The following is a 21,148-nucleotide window of genomic DNA, read 5'->3' as shown; positions in this document are numbered from 1 at the left end:
CTATTGTTACTAGCTTAAAAATTTCATAAATACAATAATGAAGAAGGAGTGCTCCATATGAATTCAAAGAATAAAAAAGTTTTATTGTTAACAGACATTGAACATGGAATAGAGCCTATTATCCAACAAGTAACTAACATTCAACAAGAAAACATATTGACTATACACAGCTACGATTCTGTAATTGTACATCCTTATGGAGATATAATGAGATCTATTATTATTGCTATTTATCAAGAAAATGTTGAAGAAATTATTGTTGTAGGAATAGAGGATAAAGAAAGTGATGTAGTTAATCTACAAATTCAACGTGATTCCATAAAAAATAACAGGGAACTAGATTATCTCTTTGAAAATTGCATGCCTGAATTTTCAAGTGGTAGCCTTGATGAATGGCTAAGTGGAAAAGAAAATGTTAGTGAAAATATTGAGAAGAGTATAGATATGATTTGTCATCATCCACTAGTACCGTCTGATGTTAAAGTTTATGGTTTCAAGATTGATAGAACAAGGGAAAAAGAAACGGTTGTTAAAGTTTCTGTTAATAAAGTAGTGAAACAAATGCATTCTTATGTGTAAGTTATCGATAGATAAGTAATTTTTATTTGGTAGATACTGTAATATGTTAAATATTTGGAGTTGTTTCCTTTAAAAAGAGTAAAAGAAATCTTCTATAAATGGAGATCTTTTGCTCTTTTTATAATAAAAATAAAAAATTATTTGACGTTTTTTCGAAAAATGTTCTTAAGACAAGGCTTTTAGTTTTATAAGAACCTTTATTCATGATAGCAAGATAATTTTGATAAGAAGTATATAGTAAGAATGATTTGGAGATACCGATGGGGATATAACTATTTTATTTAGGACGGTGCAATTAAAATGGATTTACAGAAAGGGAAATTATATTGGAACACGACTTTTTCTAATACACCTTCTTATCCTCGTTTGGACGAAGATATAAAATGTGACGTACTAATAATAGGAGCAGGAAGTTCGGGTGCTCAATCAGCATACTATTTGAGTGAATCAGATTTAAATATTGTTATCGTTGATAAAAGAAAGGTAGGACATGGAAGTAACCTTACAAATACAGCACTTATTCAATATTTAGGTGATAAGATGTTTTTTGAACTTGTAAATACATTTGGGGAAGAGTATGCAGTTAAGCATATGAAATTATGTGAACAAGCTATTAATGATATTGAATATGCTGATCAAAACTTGCCTTATTGCTCTGACTTTAAACGACGTGACAGCTTATATTATGCAAGTTATGAAGAGGATATAAAGAAATTAGAAAAGGAACTGTATTATTTACATAAGCATGATTTTAAAGCGGCTTGGTTATCAGAAAAACAAATTGGACAGAGATATCCATTTAAAAAACGTGCAGCTATTTATACGTATAATGATGGTGAAATAAATCCTTATAAATTTACACATAGTTTATTAGAACAAGCCTCTAATAAAGGAGTTCACATTTATGAAGATACAGAGATTGTTGGCAAAAAGTTAGAGAAAGAATGTGCTATCTTTTATACAAAGGAGGGCAATTCTATTACTGCCAATAAAGTAATTGTGGCTGCAGGATATGAAGGATTGGAATTTAAAAAGGAAAAGAACGCTACACTGATTAGCTCATATGCAATTGTTACTAATCCTGTGGAAGATTTATCTTCTTGGTATAAACGCACTCTCATTTGGGAAACTGCGAGACCATATATTTATATGAGAACTACTGCAGATAATAGGATTATTATAGGTGGATTAGATGAAGATACAAACATTGCTCAAGAAAGAGATTCAAAATTAATCCATAAAAAAGAGAAATTAGTGAATGAATTTAATAAGCTCTTTCCCAATATAACAGTTGAACCTGAATTTTATTTAAGTGCTTTTTATGGTGGTACTCATGATGGTTTACCTATAATTGGAATGTATGAAGAGTTTCCAAATTGTCACTTTATCTATGCGTATGGAGATAATGGATTAGTTTATAGTATGGTACTTTCTAAAATTGTTCGAGATATAATTATTAACGGTTCAAGTCCAGATTTGAATTTATATTTACAAACTAGACCAAAACTAAATGAGTAAACTGCATGTATACAAAATCATAGTAGTAAGGAGCTTATTTAGGGTTCCATTATAAAAAAACGCTATTTTAAATGTATTAGTTTCATGTGACTATTTGTTAAATCCATTCATTTTACTAAGTTCAGTTATTTGTATAATCCATTCTTTTTTTAGGTAGGGTAGAGTTGCTTGGATATGATGATATTCCCATTCTTCCTCAATGGTAGGGTAAAGATTAAATAAGTATTTTTCTTCATCATTTGTTACACTTGCTTTAGGATTTCCAGTAAGTTTAAAATAAATGTCGCACCATCCGCTATAGTTTGTTAACATGAATAAAAAATTAGGACATGTGAATTCGATGAGGTATATTTCTTTCTCTAATTGAATATCTGATAGTAATTCTCTTGCAGTCTCATAAGTAGGCTTCTTTTGGTAACCATTGCATGAATGCCATGCCCAAATGGGTAAATCTATAATAAAGTCAATACCTTTCTGTTTCATGTGTCTTACAATGTATTTATATGCTGTGCAATCTTCTTTACTAACAAAAATAGGATCGGCTATAAGCTTACCTTCATTCAAAAGTGTATTTATGGCATTTTGGTTTTGAAAAGTCCATAGGATTGTTGAATCAATAAATGTATTTAAGTTTGACTGTTTATCAAATTGTTTTCCCATATTTCTCTCCAGTTTCTTTTTATTTTGCAGAATTAAGAATAAATATGACTAATCGGACAATAAAAAAGACCTATGCTAGATACAATTGTAAATGCTTATTTAAAGTAACAGCAAGAAATAATCTTTGTATATAGAGTGTACAATACATGCAAAACAGGATTAAAGAAGATTTTAAATATAATATGAAATAGTACAAAATAAGAATTTGATATATCTTTTATAAAAAAACTGTTAATTGAAGTTTGTAATTATACATTATAGTTAGTATACTAACTATATAATTAGTGTGCTAACTATTTTGGAGGTTATATGAATAATTTAGGCTATTTATTACACAAGGTAAGTATAATGACAAAAACAGAATTATCAAATCAATTAAAAGAATATAAAATAACAGCTCAGCAATGGTCTGTGTTAAAGGATATATCTCTTTATCCAAATGGAACCACTCCGGCTATGATTGCTGAAAGGCTCTTAGCAGACCGTCCAACAGTAACCGGAATTATACAAAGATTATTGCAAAAAGAATGGATTCTTATAAAACATAATCCTAAAGATAAACGGTCACATTTAATATTTTTAACAGATGAAACTAAGGCATTAATACAGGAGATAGAAAATGTAAGCGATGAAGTTATAAAAAATGCTACAGCTAGTATTCCTAAAGAGGAAGTAGAAAATACAGTTCGAGTTTTGCAAGGTATGATTCAAAATTTACAAAAAAATAAAGGGTGATTACAATGATTTTAGTAACAGGTGCTACAGGGAATGTAGGAAAAGAGGTTGTAAAATGCCTAATAAAAAGAAATGCTACTTTCAAAGTCACAACGCGCAGTAGAGAAACCGAAGGAGTTTATTTTGATTTTGAAAACCCCTTATCTGTAAAGGCGGCTTTAAAAGGTGTTACTAAAGTCTTTCTAATAAGACCGCCACATCTAGCTGATGCAAAAAAGTATTTCCAGCCTGTTGTAGATGCCGCAAAAGAAATAGGTATAAAACACATTGTATTTTTATCTTTATTAGGTGTAGAAAAAAATCCGATAGTACCTCATGCTAAAATTGAAGCTATGATAAAGGCTTCTGGGATCCCTTACACATTCCTAAGACCGAGCTTTTTTATGCAAAATTTATTATCACAACATGGTGATGAATTAAGAAATGAAAAAATAATTGAAGTACCTGCTGGTAAAGGGGAAACAAGTTTTATAGATGTACGGGATATTGGAGAAGTTGCTGCTAAGATATTAACCGAAGAGGGACATGAATTTAAAGCTTATTCTTTAACGGGAAATGAGGCATTAACATACTATGAAGTTGCTGCTATTATTTCAAAAATAATAAATAAAGATATTACTTATACAAATCCAAGTATATTTAAATTTAGAAAAAGAATGATTCAAAAGGGACTTAACAGTGACTTTATTTGGGTTATGATTGGAATATATACAACTGCAAAATTAGGATTAGCTAAAAAAGTCACATCAGATTTATCGAATTTACTAGATAGAAGTCCAATAACTATAGAAACGTTTGTTTATGATTACAAAGAATTATTAATATAATAATGCAAAAGTAAAAGAGATGAGTATTCACATAAAGAATCTATTATGTTTTAAGAGTAAGAAAGGATAGCCATGCAAAATAAAATTATTGTTATGTTTCAAAAAGATTTTCGTTTATATGATAACCCAGCTCTATTTGAGGCTGTTCAGGCTGGTGAGGTTCTTCCTGTATATATACAAGATGAAACTTTTTCAATAGGAAGTGCGTCAAAGTGGTGGTTGCACCATGCTGTAATAGATGTAAAGAAGCAACTTGAGGCATTGGGCTCTACTTTAATAATTCGTAAAGGACGTACGGAGGAAGAAATACTTTCTCTCATAGAGCAATTAGATATAACGGCTGTATATTGGAATATTTGTTATGATCTGGACAGATTACAATCTAATCAAAAAATGAAAATGATGTTAGAGGATAAAGGTATTATCTGTAAAGAATTTAATTCGCATTTATTATTAGAACCGTGGGTTATTAAAAAGAAAGATAACACTGAATATAAGGTGTTTACGCCTTTTTACAATGCATTTCAAAAGCAGGTAATACCTAAACCTATTAGCAGAGTGCAGAGTATAAAGTGGGGAAACTCTTTACCAGCAAGCTTATCTGTTTCAGAATTACACTTGTTGCCGACTATACCGTGGACATCTCATATGGAAGTAATATGGGATCCGACAGAAGAAGGGGCATATAAAACATTCAAGAAATTTTTCTCTAGCAAATTAGTCTCTTATAGTGAAGGAAGAGATTTTCCAGATCAAAATGTCCATTCGATGTTGGCACCGTATCTTTCATTTGGTCAAATATCAGTAAAGCTAATGTTTCATTACTTAATAAATAAAAGTACCGAAAGACAATGTAGTCTTTTTGAAAAACAAGTTAATAGCTTTATACGTCAATTAATTTGGCGAGAGTTTTCTTATTATTTACTATATCATTATCCATTTACAGTATATAGACCTCTTAATAAGAGCTTTGAAAATTTCCCGTGGGATAAGGAAGAGGAGTTATTAAGAGTATGGCAAAAGGGGAAAACGGGTTATCCGTTTATTGATGCGGGAATGCGAGAACTATGGCAAACAGGTTTTATGCATAACCGGGCAAGAATGGCTGTAGCCTCTTTTCTTGTAAAGCATTTGTTAATTCCGTGGCAAGAAGGAGCAAAATGGTTTATGGATACACTACTAGATGCTGATATTGCAAATAATACAATGGGATGGCAATGGGTTGCTGGAAGCGGAGCAGATGCATCACCGTACTTTCGTATTTTTAACCCCATCACACAAGGAGAAAAGTTTGATAAAAATGGAGAGTATATAAGAAGATGGGTACCAGAACTAAGATATATCCCAAACAAATATATACATAAACCTTGGGAAGCACCTGAGCATATTTTACAAAAATCCAATATAAAACTTGGGGATACATATCCTTATCCGATTGTTGATCATAAGGCAGCACGAGAGAGAGCCCTTTGTGCATATAAAAGTATGAAAGAATTTGTATGAAATAGGTTAAACAATATGTATTTGGAATTTAAATATTAGAATTTTATTCATTACAAGGACATACTAATCATATAAAGTTTCTATAATCTTCTAGTAAAAAGGAGAATGTTTATGAAAAAATCTAGTATTATAGTATTTTTACTAACATATGGTTTGTTTTATGTTTCTAGTGTTTTATTCCCTATTGATCGTACTTGGTATGATGCGTTAGAAAAGCCGTCTTGGACACCTCCTGGTATGACAATCGGAATGATATGGGCTGTATTATTTGGACTTATTGCATTATCAGTTGCAATTATTTACAACAACTATGGATTCAAGCCAAAAACATTTTGGTTTTTATTCCTTTTAAATTATATATTCAATCAAGCGTTCAGCTACTTTCAATTTAGCCAAAAGAATTTGTTTTTAGCAACAGTAGATTGTTTACTAGTCGCTATTACTACGTTACTTCTCATTATGTTTTCTTCCAATTTATCTAAAGTATCGGCATGGTTGCTAATCCCATATTTTTTATGGGCTACATTTGCTACATATTTATCTTGGACAATTTATAGTATAAATTAAAGACGTAAATGAAAACTTGAGCACAATGAAAATGCTCGAGTTTTTATGTTTATTAATGATAATCTAAAGTATAGAATATACACATCTTAGGGAGGTCATATATGTGAAGAAATGGATAAAAATTGTTCTGTACTCTTTACTAGGTATTTTACTCATCGGAAGTATTACTTTTTTAACTTGGTCTCAGTTTACTTACAAACCAACGAAAGAGGCTTTGTCTTTAGTAGATGATAAAAAAGATGAAAATTATATAGTTTTTGGAGAGAAAGATGCAAAAATAGGAGTTATTTTTTATCAAGGAGCTAAAGTAGAAGCGGAGGCTTATAGTTACTTAGGAGAAGCACTTGCAAAAGATGGGCATTTTGTAGTAATGCCTAAGTTACCATTAAACTTAGCGATATTTGGAATAAATGAGGTAGATAGTGTAATTGAACAGTATCCTGAAGTTCAAAAATGGTATGTTGCTGGGCATTCAATGGGTGGAGCTATGATTTCTAGGTATGCCTTTCAACATGAAGAAAAGGTAGACGGGATTATTTTCTTAGGTTCGTATCCTGCAGATGACTTCTCTACTAAGTCGATTCCAATGTTATCAATTTACGGGGAAGTAGATGCTTTAGCAACTGTAGAAAAAATAGAGAACAATAAAAAGTTTATGTCAAAAAATACAACTATGCACATGATAAAAGGGGGCAATCATGCTCATTTTGGCATGTATGGTGAGCAAAAAGGTGATAATGCGAGTTTAATTACGCCAAAAGCACAACGAGATGAAACAGTGAAAGTAATTGAAGAATGGTTATTGAAACAATGATAACGAATTTAATAAATCTACCGAAAGAATTCTCTCAGCGGTAGATGGAAGAGAGAATAAAGAGCCAACTCGTATGAATTGGCTCTTTTATTTATTTGCTATCTCCAATTGTCCCCTTATTTTCTCCGGAATATCCTCTTTAGAAATAATATCGTAAGAATACACATACTTTCCCTTTACATGAATTTTTAAGTAAGTTTTTCTTATAAAATCATTAGGCGTGTTCGTTCCAACATTATATTCTTTTTCATTGCTTAATTCATCAACAGCTTTTAGTGAGTACATAGCTTTTCCTTTATGATGATAATCCGGAACACCATATCCTTTCGCAACGGCATATACATTTTTTTCTTCAGCAATCGGATTAAATCTGTCTAAATCCCCGCGTAATATGAAAGGTAGTAAGTATATAGGAAGGCCTATTCCTAATATGCAAATTACAAATTTTCTCATTATCGTTTCTCCTCTTGTTCATTTACATGCTTCAGTATAGAAAAAATTTCTTATGAATAAAGGGAGATTTTCTTAAGTTTTTCTTAAAAAGAGTTTAAAGGTTATTTTAACCAAACATTATGTTACTAGAGTATATAGAAGAGAAAAGAAAAAATATCACCAACATGTTAAACATGTATCTTTATAGGGTAGCGAGTATTGGGGAATTTACACAATTTAGACTCTGAAATTTTACGATTAGTAGTTGTTAGGGAAGAGAGAGGGTTTAGAGTTTCAGATGTGTGTCAGTTACAATTGAAAAGTTACATCAACAACAAAAAGGAATACATGAGTAAAAAAGACAGCAAGAAATGTATCTAATGTCTTAAAAGTGTAATTGTAGGAACTATTAGGATATTTTTCCTTAATATATGCATACTAAACATACTATAAAAGGTACATAGAAAGTGAGGGAATCATGGCTAAATTTTTGAGGCGTTTAAAATATAGAGACAACCCTAAGTCATGTTCAATGCGAAACAATACTCATTTTCAGGAAAAAAATATTGAAGACTCCCTCTTAGACGCTGATTTATCCAAAAACATAGCTCATATTCAGAATATATTTCGTCAAGCGCCTGATTTAGTAATTCGACAGTTTCAAATAACAGTAGGTGGATTAGAAGCAGCCTTAGTATACTTATCTGGATTAACAGATAAAGAATTGATTCAAAATCATGTTCTCAGTCCTTTGATGAATATTGATTTTGATACTAATAGAGAACTTCCAATTCCGTTAGGACAAATTAAGATTATTAATACATTAAGTCAGATTGAAAATGCTATTTTTGTGGGAGATAGTGTTTTATTAATTCACAGTCGAACAACAGCACATCAATTGGATACAAAAGGGTGGCCACAAAGAAGTGTTGAGGACGCACATAACGAAATAGCTCTAAAAGGAGCACATCAAGCTTTCATAGAAACTGGAAGTCAAAATATCGCAATGATTCGAAGATATATTCCTCATCGTGAATTAGCGATAAAAGAAATAATAATTGGTGTACGGAGCAAAACCAAAATTTCTATTTTATATTTGAAAGATGTAGCTTCTGAAGATGTGCTGAAGGAATTAGAAACACGAATTCAAAATATTACAATCGACGCTGTTGCTAGTAATGGCGAACTTATAGAATTCATTGAAGATCACCCTTACTCACCGTTTCCACAATTTATATTAACTGAAAGACCTGATTTGGCTGTATCTCACATTCTACAGGGTAGATTTGTAACTGTAATGGATCATTCACCTAATGTGTTAATTACTCCAACAAATTTTATTTCCTTTTTTCAAGGAGTCGATGACTACGGTACAAGGTGGTTAGTTGCTTCGTCTATTCGGTTGCTTCGTTTTGTCGCCTTTATGGTTGCTTTATTTCTGCCTGCGAGTTATGTTGCGTTTATTTCCTTTAATTTTGAAGTTATTCCTGTAGAGCTATATTTATCTATTGCTGAATCAAGAACGCGCGTACCCTTTTCTCCAGTTATGGAAGCGTTACTTATGGAAATAACATTGGAAACGATGAGAGAAGGGGCTTTACGGATACCTACTCCGATTGGTCAGACAGTTGGAATTGTAGGTGGTATTGTCATCGGCCAGGCGGCTGTTCAGGCGGGAATTGTAAGCAATATTATGATTATTGTTGTTGCTGTTACCGCCATCTCTTCTTTTGTTATCCCTAACTATGATATGGGAGCGGCAGTAAGACTTTTACGCTTTCCAATGATGCTAGCAGCTGCCTTATTTGGAATTGTAGGACTTGTTATCGGGTGGATGACTTTAATTGGGCATCTAAGTAGTCTTAAATCGCTAGGTACTTCTTACGGAACACCATTAGCACCCTTTCGTTTTGCAGATATGAAAGATGTTTTTGTACGCTTTCCTTTATGGACAATAAGAAGGCGTCCTAAGGGGAATGGAACCGATCAAACTATTCGACAAGGAAAGAATCGTAATAAAAGGTGAAATTATGAAAAAGTATGCCTATAATGAAATCACTCTTATGCAGTATATTATTTTAATTAATGGAGTGCAGGTGGGCACTGGCGTTTTATCGCTTCCACGTGTGCTTGCAGAAAAGGCTGGAACAGATGGATGGATAGCTATATTGATTGGTTGGATTTTCTCCACAATATCAGGTGTGTTTATAGTGAAAACAGCTGCAAGATATCCTCAGGATACGATTTATGATATTCTTATACGATTGTTTGGAAAAATAGTAGGGAAAGCATTCGTTGTTATTTACATGATGTACTTCGCTTTTTATTCTTGTATCGTTCTTATAAACGCTATGCTTTACCTTAAGGGATGGCTTCTCCCGAAAACGCCTGACTTTATCGTTATCTTTTTGTTTTCGATTCCTACCTATTTTGTTGCACGTAACGGTCCTAGTATTTTAGGACGATACGCCGAACTTTTTTTTATATGGCGCTTTGGATTCCGATATTTTTTTTAATCCCTCTTATAGGGAATGGAAGCTGGATGCCTTTCTTTCCGCTTTTAAAAGAAGGGTGGAAACCGATATTAACCGCTGTACCAAGCACTGTTTATGCTTATTTAGGGTTTGATATTGCTTTCTTTTTATATCCATTTTTACAAAAAAAACAGTATGCAGTCCATGGAATGGTTATAGCAAACACCTTAACGATGTTATTTTATTTATTTGCTACTATTGTTTGCTTTGCCTATTTTAGCCCTGATAGCATTACGCAATATAATCAACCGGTAATAAATTTACTGAAAGTAATTGAATTTCGTTTTTTAGAACGTTTTGACATGATTTTATTGGCTGTTTACTTAACCATTGTTTCCACATCATGGATCCCTGCCCTATACTGTTCTGTATTTTGTTCAAGCCAATTACTTGGAAAACAAGATCACAGCTCTCATGTAGTTGTTCTCTTATTGCTTATTATCGGATTCACATTTTGGACTCATCCTAGTTGGAATGAATCTGAAATTTGGCAACAGGTATTATCGAATACTGGATTAGGAGTAACATATATATTACCTATTATTTTATGGCTGTATTGCTGTCTATATGAGAAGTTTCGCCGGAGGAGAATACATTGAAAAGAAAAGTACTATGTTGTATTTTGTTATTGGTGTTCTTGATGACTGGATGCTTCGATCAAAGAAATGTTGAAGATGTTTCTCTTACTCTTATTCTTGGTATCGATTTAGATCCTAATGATAATTTATTAGTGTATATATCAAGCCCTGTTTTCAATAAAGAAGCAAAAATAAAAGAAGAAACTACTGGTGTGAAATCTGCTACGGTTCGAAAAGCAAGAGACAAATTTGATGCTACGGTTATGGCACTTACCGCCGGAAGTAAAACACAGGTTATTTTAGTTGGAAAAAGGCTACTGAAACAAAAAAACTGGGAAATTTACCTTGATCCATTTTACCGTGATCCCAAAAATACAGTTACCGCAAGGGTTGTCGCTGTAGATGGACCTGTTTCAGACGTCATCTTCTATAGTCCAAAAGATAAACCAAGGCTTCCTATATATTTAACAAAACTAGTTGATACCGCTTTTTTAAGAAATATCACGGTGAAAACAACACTTCAAGAATTATATGAACAAAGAGCAGACAAAGGGCTAACAGCAAATATTACTGAACTGAAAAAAAAGAATAAAATATGGGTGACAGGTACAGCCTTATTGGATGAAAAAGGAAAGTATAAATTAACACTGAAACCTGATGAAAACAAACTCTTACGCATTTTGCAACAAGGAACTGCAGGGGAGTTACCATTTACAGTTCCAATTAAGCTAAATTCAGATAGTCAAGATAAAGATTTGATAAGTTTTACTGCCTATGGTATTAAAGTAAAGACAAAGGCAAGATATGATGATCATTTTATATTTAATGTAGATGTAAAGATGAGAATCGGTATTACAGAACGACTTTTTTCGTTTAACACTAGAAAGGACGCAGCAAAATTACAAAAGGCGATTGAAACTAAGCTAGAAGCTGATTTCAAGCAATTAATACAAAAAATACAAACCGCCAAAATTGATCCTATTGGGCTTGGAGGATATGCAAGAACATACACATATCCGAAATGGAAAAAAATACAAAATAATTGGGGTAACGAATTAGCAAAAGGCGATGTAAACGTCAAGGTTAAGATTAAAATTGGTGGAATGGGTACGATTAAGTAACATGAATTCAACTGTGATTCGTACTAAGATTGCAAGTACTGTCTGTTTTAGAAGGAGAAATGCCTTTAATAATAGTGCAGCCACATCGCTATCTGGGCTTTTCCGTTATAGGTAACATTTTTCAATACGTAAATAAGAAGGTTCTAGTGTAAAAACTTCAGAGTAATTGCGCCAGAATCACTATTGGATCAGTTTAGATCCATAATAAAAAAAGATTCGATATTCTGAAGTTAAAAGTAAAAAATGAAATTATGAAAGGTAAATTTCAAATAATGCTAATGTTTTATAAAGACATTGTATACGAAGGGATGTACCATTTATGATTGACGAGAAAACAATACAAATTGTGCAGTCAACGGCTCCAGTATTAAAAGAACACAGTATAGAAAAGGAATTGATTCATTATGAATCATTTAGCCCATTTGCAATTTTAGGTGAGTAACTAATACCGGATAGGGTTATAGTCATAATAATGTAAGTAAATAGTTTTTTTGCGATACTTCAATAGTGAAGTATCGTTTTCTTTGTATAACTAAAGCCCAACTATGGATTCTGATGTAATGTTGAAAAAGGATCACAAGTAATGATTGGTCTGTTCTAATACTAAGTAACTATGATGAAATTGAATCTAAAAAGTATTATGCTAATAAAATAGCGAAAAAATTTTGGAAAAGCAAAAAATAATAGAGCTTAGATTTGCAATAATAAATGTTTTTTTCATTAGATAATTACTTTACCAATAATCGGGATGTTTGCGGATACATTTATTTTTGGGATACATAATTATATTTAGAGAATACCCAGTTACAGTATTTGAATTTTTAATAAGAAGGGATGCGAAGGAATGAACTCACAGAGACAAGGCTATGCAGGCTGGTGGCAAGGCGGACACGGTGGTTGGCCGGGTGGACACGGTGGTTGGCAAGGCGGTTGGCAAGGTGGACACGGTGGTTGGCAAGGTGGACACGGTGGTTGGCAAGGTGGACACGGTGGTTGGCCGGGCGGACACGGTGGTTGGCAAGGTGGACACGGTGGTTGGCAAGGTGGACACGGTGGTTGGCAAGGCGGACACGGTGGTTGGCAAGGCGGACATGGAGGCTGGCAAGGCGGACATGGTGGTTGGCAAGGTGGACATGGTGGTTGGCCGGGCGGACATGGTGGTTGGCAAGGCGGACATGGATATTAAAAAGATACTATAAAATCATTTTTTTATGCAAAGTTTGTATATTTAGTATCGTTGTATATTTTCATTTGTATAGTAAGGATATAGTGAAAACAGCAAAAAAATCCTGTGAAGTAAGGGTTCTATCCATAAAATTAAAGCAGTGGAAATGTCAAAAGAACAAAAGACACCGCTTTTTATTATTCAAGGAGAACGAGACTATCAAGTTCAATCAAAAATTGAAATTCCTCTTTGGAAAGAACAATTAAAAGAACGAGATAATGTAGATTATCGACTATATCCAAAGTTAAATCATTTCTTTACAGAGGGGGATGGGGGAATAAGTAAGCCAGATGAATATTATAGTCCTGCTAATATCCCTGAGTATGTTTTAAATGATATTGTTACTTGGATGCAAGGCAAATCGCAATTAAATTAGCAACCATATGTTTTAATAAAGACTTTCTTTCCGTAATCAAAATAGAAATATTTTTATTAGGTTATATGTTTTTTAAAAGCACTCTTTGAAAAGGAGTGCTTTTTTATTTTTCTATGATTTCTATAAAACAATGGGCTTGCCTTCCAAACAAATCGTTATTTGTAGCGCTTTATCAAAGCAAAGTTCTTGTGACATTTCTTTGATATTAAAAACATGAATAACCTATTGTGTGAAATTTTTTGAAAATTTAGGTTTAACATCTTTAAAATAGGTGTATTACATATTACATAACAACTAAATAAAAAATAAAAAATCTAAAGGAGGAAAGATACCATGCATACGAATGAAAGAAAAACGGTAGTTTATGAATATCAAAATGAACAGGAAGTAGTTATGAAAGTAAAAGAGCTAGAATTGCAAGGGGTTCGCCACGATGACATTTATGTTTTAGCACATGAAAAACATATAACAAAAAGGATTGCGGATGATACAAACACAAATACGATTGGAGTAAAAGAACAAGGATTGGGAACAAGTATTATCAACTTTTTCTCCAAAAAAGGGGACGAACTTCGAAATCAAATGGAAGAAATGGGGTTGTCGAAGGAGGAAGCTAACTTATATGAAGAAAAACTAGATCAAGGGAAGATTTTACTCCTAGTAACAGCTGAAGTACCAATGGCGAATGATAGGCAGCCGCAAAACTATCATTCTCTGTAATAGATTGCAACATCTGATAAATAGGTAAGGTAATTATTTTAGGTTGTAGCATTGAAGAAAATAAAAATAGAAAAGGATGAGAAAAATGAAACATACAATATTTAAATATACTGTGATTGGAATTACGACCGGAGTCATAGTCTCCCTATTAAAAAAAGAAAATCGGAAAGCTATACAAACAAAAGGAAAAAGCGTAAAAGAAAAACTACAAGAAGGAAACATAAAGGAAACATTGGAGAAGGTAACTGAGACAAGTAAACAATTTTCTGTAACTGCAGCTAATGTTGCAAAACAAACATTACCACAACTGCTTACAGCCACACCAGTTGTCATTTCTACCATTAAAGACTTAACAGAAAACGAAAATAATAAAAAGAAAACAGGTGAAAAGGATTACGAAATAAATGAAAATAGTAAGAACTTAGACGGGGGAAAAACGAAAAATGAAAAGAAATATGTGAAAGAAGGGAAAGAAGAGAGTGCCTAGATTTAACTCTAAAAATAGAAAGTGAGGAAAAAAGTATGAAATCTCTGTATGCAATTGATGTAGGAATTGGCTTTACCAAAAGGGCATATCGACAGGCTGTAGATTCTGAGATGACAATCAAGAGTGAAGCTTCCACACTAGCCCCTGTACCTAATCATGCTGAAAGTGAAGATTTAACAAAGGTAAGTTTTATAGACTTAGACTTTGCATACTACATGGGAAATGAAGCACATCAATCTGACGCTTCATTTCTTCCTCCATTTGACGATGAAATAGAAAATTATTATGAAAGCGAACGATTTAAACAACAAATATTTGGTTGCATTGCAAAGGATTATAAAGAAAATGTCGTGTTATCTCTAGTTGTTACCGGGCTTCCCATCACTTGTTTTGGTAGTCAGCATGAGCAATTACAACGTGCACTAAAAAAAGAAACTTCCGTGCAAATTGATGGGAAATTTATTCATATTACGGTGGAAAATGCTTTGATTCTTCAGCAACCGGTCGCTTTACATGCCTATTTCTTAAAAGAGGGAATCATTCAGGAACGAGATCGCATCTTAATTATTGATGGTGGATTTCGTACATTAGAAATGACAGATATGAAACAGAATCTCATTTTAAATCATTATGAGACGGAACTAGGATGTAGCAAGCCTTTGAAAAATATTAAGAATATCGTGCAGAATTATGAGGGTGAAAGTAATCAATTGCATATTAACGACATGCCAAACATATTAGAAAAAGGATATGAATGTCGAGAAGAAAATCATGAGACAAGTCAGGTTCATACTTTGATTCAAAAAGAGTTGGATGCACACTTCCAAGACGTCATACGTGTATTACAAGAACAATTTACGTTAGAACAGTATGATACTATTATTTGGACAGGAGGAATAGTAGAACTCCACAAAAAACGAATTGAAAAAATGCAAAGTGAAATTTCTTCTTTCCGTATGGTAGACGCTTCGAAAGAGGCTGCACTTCATGGATACTACATTATTGGGAGTCAAGTATTTGACGACATCACCAATCAATCTGCATATGAATCCAAATTATAATAACGACTGAAATGGAGTTCGTTGAATAGACGTGCCAAATTATGTAGCTTCTTTTCCACATATAATAAATTCTTTATAAGAAAAGATAAAAAGTGATTGTATAGAGGAAATGTTTAAAATTGAGAATAAAAATAAGTAATATATAGGGGGTCTTCCTTTTAAAAGAATAAGGCCTCCTATGTCATTTATTTTGTAATTTAGATGATCTAAAAACTTTTCCTCCAAGACATGAATACCTACATACAAATGTCATATTACGGTTATGATTCGATTAAACATAAAACTATTTAGAAAGGAAGAATAATATGGAATGCATAAAAATGACGAAATGGAGTTGGTATCATGTGAAAACTAGTGAGCTTGAAAAATTTTCTTCTATAATCCCTCGTGATGTAACATCTTATTTCGCTCAATTTGTAAAGAAAATAAGTTCTCCTTGTGAAAATGGATTATATGTTTATACGTTATCACCAAGTCAAACTTGTGTATATGGTTCGTTTTTATATGATCAAGATAAAAAGGACGCCAAAATTCAAAAATTTCTTCATTATTTCGTAGCTCATGGAATACTGATAACAGTTCAGGAAAAGGAGGAAGAGGATTTCCAAAAATTAATACATAATATCCCTATGGGTACAAAAAATTGTAATAGTTCTGCTGAAGGATTATGTGCTATCTTATCAATGTTTATATCTCACTATTTGCGAAAGGTTGACTACTTTGAAAACAATTTCAGAAATGTATTATGGGATTTTTATCATCATAATAACATAGCAGTTTTAGAAAGGATTTATCATATTCGTCATGAATTATTTATGAACACACATGTGTTTCGCTTAATACAAGAAGTGTTACAAGGCCTAAAAGAAGCTTGGTTAGAAAAACTAACAAACACCCTTTGTTATAAACAAACACACGTAAAATTAGAGCGTGGATTACAACTTGTTAAAGAGTACCAAGAAGAATTAGACACGATGATTCATTTACAAGAAGTTGTTTCTTCTCATCGTGGGAATGAAATTATGAAAGCTCTTACTGTATTAACTGCTGTGAGTACGCCTTTGACAGCCTTAGGAGCATTATGGGGTATGAATTTTAAATACATGCCTGAACTAGAATGGAAATATAGCTATTTAATCGCTCTCTTATTTATTATTTTCACAACAGCGGGTATGTATATGTATATGCGATTCAAAGGATGGACAGGTGACTTATTACGAGTAAAGAAAAAGAAATCTTTTTTTAAATCTAATTAATCCTGTTTATAAAAAATATGATAGATATATGGTTTGTAATATTTGTTAATTGAGATAGCACCATATCCCCATCAAGTTAAAGTTTTGATGTCCTCGCAATGATAAAAATGGTGAATATTTATATGAAAGATTAGAGCCCTCCTTCTTGTAGGAGGGCTCTAATCTTTGTTAAAAAAACTATATCATATACTTGGGGGGGCAGACTCATCATCTGAAATTTGTCCGAATTCAATTTAGAATATGGCAAAAGAGAACTTGTGATTAAAAACAAGTTCTCTTTAAAAGAAATAACGTAATTGAGATACTTATATATTAACAATTGTCTTCTTCTAATTCCATATGTCATATGTTGAGAAATAAATTATAAATGGATTGATAAAGCTAAAATGAATGATTGACATAATATTTTGACGATAATATAATGAATCTCGAATTCAAGATAACTTGTAAAGGATTGGTAATTATGAGCGTGATTAACGATGAGAGCTTATCTTTAAAGTTATTTGTTATATTATCTAGGGCAATACAGTCAATTACTAAGCGTATTGAAGAGGATATAAAAAGTTATGGACTTAATCCAACAGAATTTGCAGTGCTTGAGCTACTGTATAGTAAAGGCGATCAGCCTATACAAAAAATTGGAGACAAAATATTACTTGCAAGTAGTAGTATCACGTATGTAGTGGATAAGTTGGAAAAGAAGAGGTTCTTAATACGAAAACCATGTCCTAAAGACCGCCGTGTCACGTATGCGTCAATTACTTCAGAAGGTATTGAACTAATGGATATTATTTTTCCTCAGCATAAAGAGGCGATTCAGCAAATATTTGGTGGTTTGGACTATATTGAGAAAAAAATGATAATCGAAAAGTTGAAAAAATTAGGGTATTATGCACTAGAACTATAAATCTTTAGAAATATATCTCGAATTAGTAATGTCCTAATTAAATATAATTTAAATAAATAGGAGGAAAAATTAATAAATGGTAGTAAATTTATTATAATACAAAATGAATAAAGCTTGTAATTTCAATCGGTATAATATGAAATAAAGTTGTTATGTTAACGTATACATATCGTCCTTTAAATTATAAATCTTTCATAAAGCGGAGAGTGGGTATCAAGAATGGAATTACGTCATTTAGAGTATTTTATTCAAGTTTGTAATAATAATAGTTTCACTAAAGCTGCGGAAGTTCTAGGTATTTCACAGCCGACTTTAAGTCAACAAATACGAGTTTTAGAAGGTGAACTTGATACACCCTTGTTTCATCGAGTTGGAAGAGGTATCAAAATGACAGAAGCGGGTAAGCTGCTATTTGATAAAGGAAAATTTATCATGCAACAATTTGATGACGTTTATAATGAAATTTTTGAATTAAAGGGTGTAAAAAGAGGTGTGATTACTATAGGAGGTCTATTAGAGGATCTCACTTATTTAACACCTTATATTATGAAGTTTCAACAACATTATCCCAACATTGTAGTAAAGATTATAGAATCCGAAGTTGCTGTAAATCAAATCGTTGACAAAAATATTGATTTCGGGATTACACGTAGTGCTCAAATTCCAGACACATTAACAAACACCCTTTTGTATAGTGAAGAGCTCGTCCTTGTAATTCCAAAAAATCATCCTTTGAATGATAAATCATTTGTTTCTTTTCGAGAATTAGTGGGGCTCAGTAGAGTAATGGTTTCATGTAGTTGTCGTGAATCTATTAAGATATATTGTGAGAGTTTAGGGTTATCTTTATCTGAAGCAAATATAGAAACAAAATCTTCTATTTCTCTATTGAGCCTTGTATACAATGGACATGGGGTTGCCATAATACCTCTTTCACTGGTTAACTTTGTTAATAATGATACTTTGAGCATAGTTCGTATTACTGATCCAACACCAAGTCAAGATATTAATCTTATACACTTTGATGATAAATTTTTAAGTTTTGCAGCACGCATCTTTATGCAGAAGTTAAATGATTCTCAAAAAGTATCAGTGTAATAGAAATAATAATGATTCTAGTGTAACAATTGAAAAAATTAAAATCTATATTAAAGTCAAAGGACAGTGGGGTTATATGTGTGGTGTAGTCGATCAAAAAGGGGGATACCATTGACTTTTAATTAAGGAAAAAAGACAGAGTTTGCAAGGAGAGAAGGCTATCAAAAACAAGTTAAGTTAATCAATCAATTCTTTGGTCTTATCGCATAGTAACAGATTCCATGTAGGGATATACACTGCTATTTCTTTCTACATATCCTTATTGTAGAAAGAAAACCACCGGCATTATACCGGTGGTTTTGATTTAGAAAGCAAAGCAAGTACAACCAATCCCCCATTTAGTTCCATCTTTTCCTATTACGGTATGAGTGTGTTGATGGAGAGGGTTACTACAACTATGTAACTTGTTATCATGGGAATCGTGAGAAAGTATAGTGTTGGCTAGGTTAGCACCACCATAACCATAAACGCCCGTCGGTGACCAATCAGGTGATGCTGGCGGCAATTCAGGTGATAAGTTTTTAAATTCATCATTTCCATAAACAACCTGCCCACCCATAATGGTGAGTAATGATTCAAGGTCTTTGATTTCTTCTTCTGGCACAGTAAAGTAGTCAGCAGATAATACAGCAATATCAGCAAACTGACCTACTGCCAGGGTTCCCTTTTTACCTTCATCACCAGAGAACCACGCACTTCCTTTTGAATATAATTCCAGGGCTACTTTTCTATCAAGTTTATTTTTTTCATCGTATATGGAAAGCCCACCAATGGTTTTTCCGGCAACCATCCAGTAAAGAGCGACCCAAGGGTTATAGCTGGAAACCCTTGTTGCATCACTACCGGCGCCAACAGGTATACCAAGATCTAACATACGATAAATCGGAGGAGTATGCTTTGCAGCTTCCTTTCCGTATAAGTCAACAAAGTATTCACCTTGAAAAGCCATGCGGTCTTGGATGGCAATACCGCCATTTAAAGCCTTAACACGTTCCATACTACGATCTGAGATTGTTTCTGCATGATCAAACCACCAGCGTAGCCCATTAAAAGGAATTTCTCTGTTAACTTCCTCAAATACATTTAAGAAACGTGTGATTGACTCGTCATAAGTTGCATGTAAACGGAATGGCCAACGGTTTTCCACCAATAGAGAAATTACTTTCTTTAAGTCGGCTTCCATTACTGTAGCTAGTTCGGGCCGTGGCATTTGAAATTTTTCAAAATCGGCTGCCGAGAATACTAACATTTCTCCGGCACCATTCATTTTATACTTATCATTTCCTTGACCAGGAGAAACAATTTTTGCCCATGAAGCAAAGTCTTCATATTCATGATTAGGATTTTGCGTAAATAGATTATAAGCAATACGCAAAGTTAATTGTTCCTTCTCGGCTAAATGTTCAACAACTTTGTAGTCATCAGGGTAATTTTGGAAACCACCACCTGCGTCGATGGCGCTTGTAATACCTAATCTATTTAATTCACGCATAAAATGGCGAGTTGAGTTAATCTGGTCGTCAAGATTAAGTACTGGAGCTTTACCCAAACTTGAATAAAGAATAGAAGCGTTAGGGTTAGCAATTAAAAGGCCCGTTGGATTACCTCTTTTATCCCGCTGAATTAAACAGCCTGGAGGGTCTGGGGTATCTTTCGTGTATCCCAGTGCACGTAGCCCTGCACGATTTACAAGTGCTCTATCGTAAAGATGTAGCACAAAGACAGGCGTGTCTTCAGAAACAGCATTAATCTCTTCTAATGTTGGCATCCGTCTCTCTTTAAATTGAAATTCAGACCAACCTCCAACTACTCTTACCCACTGAGGAGCAGGTGTACGCCTTGCCTGTTCTTTGAGCATTTCTAGAGCAATAAAAAGTGATGGCACGCCTTCCCAACGTAATTCCATATTATAATGCAGACCACCACGAATAACGTGTATATGAGAGTCATTCAGGCCTGGAATAGCTCTCTTTCTTTTTAGGTCTATTTTTTTTGTTTTTTCCGTGGCACTATTAAGAATCTCATCTCCACCTACTGCAGTGACTAAACCATCAGTTATGGCGATAGCAGATACCTCAGGCTGAGAAGGGTCAAGGGTAGTAATTTTTCCGTTATATAAGATCATATCCGGTAAATTCATGTTCACACCT

The 21,148-nt window shown here is 33.2% G+C and carries 20 protein-coding genes and 2 pseudogenes; 19 read left to right on the top strand and 3 right to left on the bottom strand.

Going from position 1 to position 21,148, the window contains the following annotated elements:
- Positions 1–57 precede the first annotated feature (57 nt).
- Positions 58–579 (top strand): carbonic anhydrase, encoded by a 522-nt coding sequence (locus tag QCI81_RS02695; protein WP_071731963.1) that lies wholly within the window; start codon positions 58–60, stop codon positions 577–579.
- Between the two features lie 300 nt (positions 580–879).
- Positions 880–2,097, top strand: coding sequence for an NAD(P)/FAD-dependent oxidoreductase (locus QCI81_RS02690; protein ID WP_000365631.1), 1,218 nt, complete (start codon positions 880–882; stop codon positions 2,095–2,097).
- Between the two features lie 90 nt (positions 2,098–2,187).
- On the opposite strand, the gene QCI81_RS02685 is transcribed toward QCI81_RS02690, so the two are convergent.
- Positions 2,188–2,757, bottom strand: a complete 570-nt coding sequence (locus tag QCI81_RS02685; RefSeq protein ID WP_071731964.1) for a DUF3841 domain-containing protein — start codon at positions 2,755–2,757, stop codon at positions 2,188–2,190.
- A 309-nt stretch (positions 2,758–3,066) separates the two neighbouring features.
- On the opposite strand from QCI81_RS02685, the gene QCI81_RS02680 reads away from it, so the two are divergent.
- The 5 genes from QCI81_RS02680 to QCI81_RS02660 all read left to right on the top strand — a co-directional run bounded on the left by QCI81_RS02680 (position 3,067) and on the right by QCI81_RS02660 (position 7,203).
- On the top strand, positions 3,067–3,492 hold the full coding sequence (locus QCI81_RS02680) for a MarR family winged helix-turn-helix transcriptional regulator (protein ID WP_071731965.1): 426 nt from the start codon (positions 3,067–3,069) through the stop codon (positions 3,490–3,492).
- 5 nt (positions 3,493–3,497) lie between these two features.
- Positions 3,498–4,319, top strand: coding sequence for an SDR family oxidoreductase (locus QCI81_RS02675; protein ID WP_071731966.1), 822 nt, complete (start codon positions 3,498–3,500; stop codon positions 4,317–4,319).
- A gap of 72 nt (positions 4,320–4,391) precedes the next feature.
- Positions 4,392–5,822: a cryptochrome/photolyase family protein gene (locus QCI81_RS02670; protein ID WP_071731967.1), complete on the top strand. Its 1,431-nt coding sequence runs from the start codon at positions 4,392–4,394 to the stop codon at positions 5,820–5,822.
- Positions 5,823–5,933: 111 nt separating this feature from the next.
- Positions 5,934–6,389, top strand: coding sequence for a TspO/MBR family protein (locus tag QCI81_RS02665; RefSeq protein WP_000749744.1), 456 nt, complete (start codon positions 5,934–5,936; stop codon positions 6,387–6,389).
- 103 nt (positions 6,390–6,492) lie between these two features.
- A complete protein-coding gene (locus QCI81_RS02660) occupies positions 6,493–7,203 on the top strand; it encodes an alpha/beta hydrolase (protein WP_071731968.1) in 711 nt (236 codons plus the stop codon).
- Between the two features lie 87 nt (positions 7,204–7,290).
- Here the strand turns inward: QCI81_RS02660 and QCI81_RS02655 are convergent, their stop codons facing one another.
- On the bottom strand, positions 7,291–7,656 hold the full coding sequence (locus QCI81_RS02655) for a YxeA family protein (RefSeq protein WP_071731969.1): 366 nt from the start codon (positions 7,654–7,656) through the stop codon (positions 7,291–7,293).
- A 457-nt stretch (positions 7,657–8,113) separates the two neighbouring features.
- On the opposite strand from QCI81_RS02655, the gene QCI81_RS02650 reads away from it, so the two are divergent.
- The 12 genes and pseudogenes from QCI81_RS02650 to QCI81_RS02595 all read left to right on the top strand — a co-directional run bounded on the left by QCI81_RS02650 (position 8,114) and on the right by QCI81_RS02595 (position 18,998).
- Positions 8,114–9,661 (top strand): spore germination protein, encoded by a 1,548-nt coding sequence (locus tag QCI81_RS02650; protein WP_071731970.1) that lies wholly within the window; start codon positions 8,114–8,116, stop codon positions 9,659–9,661.
- Between the two features lie 4 nt (positions 9,662–9,665).
- Positions 9,666–10,768: pseudogene (locus QCI81_RS02645) on the top strand (GerAB/ArcD/ProY family transporter).
- Entirely contained in the window at positions 10,765–11,868 is a 1,104-nt protein-coding gene (locus QCI81_RS02640) for a Ger(x)C family spore germination protein (RefSeq protein WP_069355881.1), read from the top strand. The pseudogene QCI81_RS02645 and the gene QCI81_RS02640 overlap by 4 nt, the downstream one beginning before the upstream one ends.
- A gap of 319 nt (positions 11,869–12,187) precedes the next feature.
- On the top strand, positions 12,188–12,310 hold the full coding sequence (locus QCI81_RS02635; RefSeq protein ID WP_000564622.1) for a flavoprotein: 123 nt from the start codon (positions 12,188–12,190) through the stop codon (positions 12,308–12,310).
- 402 nt (positions 12,311–12,712) lie between these two features.
- A complete protein-coding gene (locus QCI81_RS02630; RefSeq protein ID WP_109737581.1) occupies positions 12,713–13,054 on the top strand; it encodes a hypothetical protein in 342 nt (113 codons plus the stop codon).
- Positions 13,055–13,172: 118 nt separating this feature from the next.
- A pseudogene (locus QCI81_RS02625) lies at positions 13,173–13,469 on the top strand (alpha/beta hydrolase); the annotation flags it as partial.
- A gap of 333 nt (positions 13,470–13,802) precedes the next feature.
- The gene (locus QCI81_RS02620; RefSeq protein ID WP_000557321.1) at positions 13,803–14,189 is read left to right on the top strand and encodes a YflT domain-containing protein; all 387 of its coding nucleotides are present in this window, start codon (positions 13,803–13,805) and stop codon (positions 14,187–14,189) included.
- 85 nt (positions 14,190–14,274) lie between these two features.
- Positions 14,275–14,676 carry a peptidase U61 gene (locus QCI81_RS02615; protein ID WP_071731972.1) on the top strand — a complete coding sequence of 134 codons (402 nt, stop codon included), beginning with the start codon at positions 14,275–14,277 and terminating at the stop codon, positions 14,674–14,676.
- Positions 14,677–14,711: 35 nt separating this feature from the next.
- Positions 14,712–15,737 carry a ParM/StbA family protein gene (locus QCI81_RS02610; protein ID WP_071731973.1) on the top strand — a complete coding sequence of 342 codons (1,026 nt, stop codon included), beginning with the start codon at positions 14,712–14,714 and terminating at the stop codon, positions 15,735–15,737.
- A 305-nt stretch (positions 15,738–16,042) separates the two neighbouring features.
- A complete protein-coding gene (locus tag QCI81_RS02605; RefSeq protein WP_071731974.1) occupies positions 16,043–16,993 on the top strand; it encodes a magnesium transporter CorA family protein in 951 nt (316 codons plus the stop codon).
- A 463-nt stretch (positions 16,994–17,456) separates the two neighbouring features.
- On the top strand, positions 17,457–17,900 hold the full coding sequence (locus tag QCI81_RS02600; protein ID WP_016122794.1) for a MarR family winged helix-turn-helix transcriptional regulator: 444 nt from the start codon (positions 17,457–17,459) through the stop codon (positions 17,898–17,900).
- Between the two features lie 219 nt (positions 17,901–18,119).
- A complete protein-coding gene (locus QCI81_RS02595; RefSeq protein WP_000423186.1) occupies positions 18,120–18,998 on the top strand; it encodes a LysR family transcriptional regulator in 879 nt (292 codons plus the stop codon).
- 304 nt (positions 18,999–19,302) lie between these two features.
- Here the strand turns inward: QCI81_RS02595 and QCI81_RS02590 are convergent, their stop codons facing one another.
- Positions 19,303–21,138, bottom strand: coding sequence for an amidohydrolase (locus QCI81_RS02590; protein WP_023522384.1), 1,836 nt, complete (start codon positions 21,136–21,138; stop codon positions 19,303–19,305).
- Positions 21,139–21,148: the final 10 nt, after the last annotated feature.

The organism is Bacillus cereus group sp. MG20 (genome assembly GCF_040459885.1).
GTDB lineage: Bacteria > Bacillota > Bacilli > Bacillales > Bacillaceae_G > Bacillus_A > Bacillus_A cereus.
Note: the sequence above shows the minus strand (reverse complement) of the source record. Positions and strands in the feature narration are given on the sequence as shown.

Bases quoted from the DNA above. Each gene is read 5' to 3' on its own strand.
- QCI81_RS02695 (WP_071731963.1), top strand. From the start codon at position 58: ATGAATTCAAAGAATAAAAAAGTTTTATTGTTAACAGACATTGAACAT.
- QCI81_RS02690 (WP_000365631.1), top strand. From the start codon at position 880: ATGGATTTACAGAAAGGGAAATTATATTGGAACACGACTTTTTCTAAT.
- QCI81_RS02685 (WP_071731964.1), bottom strand. From the start codon at position 2,757: ATGGGAAAACAATTTGATAAACAGTCAAACTTAAATACATTTATTGAT.
- QCI81_RS02680 (WP_071731965.1), top strand. From the start codon at position 3,067: ATGAATAATTTAGGCTATTTATTACACAAGGTAAGTATAATGACAAAA.
- QCI81_RS02675 (WP_071731966.1), top strand. From the start codon at position 3,498: ATGATTTTAGTAACAGGTGCTACAGGGAATGTAGGAAAAGAGGTTGTA.
- QCI81_RS02670 (WP_071731967.1), top strand. From the start codon at position 4,392: ATGCAAAATAAAATTATTGTTATGTTTCAAAAAGATTTTCGTTTATAT.
- QCI81_RS02665 (WP_000749744.1), top strand. From the start codon at position 5,934: ATGAAAAAATCTAGTATTATAGTATTTTTACTAACATATGGTTTGTTT.
- QCI81_RS02655 (WP_071731969.1), bottom strand. From the start codon at position 7,656: ATGAGAAAATTTGTAATTTGCATATTAGGAATAGGCCTTCCTATATAC.
- QCI81_RS02650 (WP_071731970.1), top strand. From the start codon at position 8,114: ATGGCTAAATTTTTGAGGCGTTTAAAATATAGAGACAACCCTAAGTCA.
- QCI81_RS02635 (WP_000564622.1), top strand. From the start codon at position 12,188: ATGATTGACGAGAAAACAATACAAATTGTGCAGTCAACGGCTCCAGTA.
- QCI81_RS02630 (WP_109737581.1), top strand. From the start codon at position 12,713: ATGAACTCACAGAGACAAGGCTATGCAGGCTGGTGGCAAGGCGGACAC.
- QCI81_RS02620 (WP_000557321.1), top strand. From the start codon at position 13,803: ATGCATACGAATGAAAGAAAAACGGTAGTTTATGAATATCAAAATGAA.
- QCI81_RS02615 (WP_071731972.1), top strand. From the start codon at position 14,275: ATGAAACATACAATATTTAAATATACTGTGATTGGAATTACGACCGGA.
- QCI81_RS02610 (WP_071731973.1), top strand. From the start codon at position 14,712: ATGAAATCTCTGTATGCAATTGATGTAGGAATTGGCTTTACCAAAAGG.
- QCI81_RS02605 (WP_071731974.1), top strand. From the start codon at position 16,043: ATGGAATGCATAAAAATGACGAAATGGAGTTGGTATCATGTGAAAACT.
- QCI81_RS02600 (WP_016122794.1), top strand. From the start codon at position 17,457: ATGAGCGTGATTAACGATGAGAGCTTATCTTTAAAGTTATTTGTTATA.
- QCI81_RS02595 (WP_000423186.1), top strand. From the start codon at position 18,120: ATGGAATTACGTCATTTAGAGTATTTTATTCAAGTTTGTAATAATAAT.
- QCI81_RS02590 (WP_023522384.1), bottom strand. From the start codon at position 21,138: ATGAATTTACCGGATATGATCTTATATAACGGAAAAATTACTACCCTT.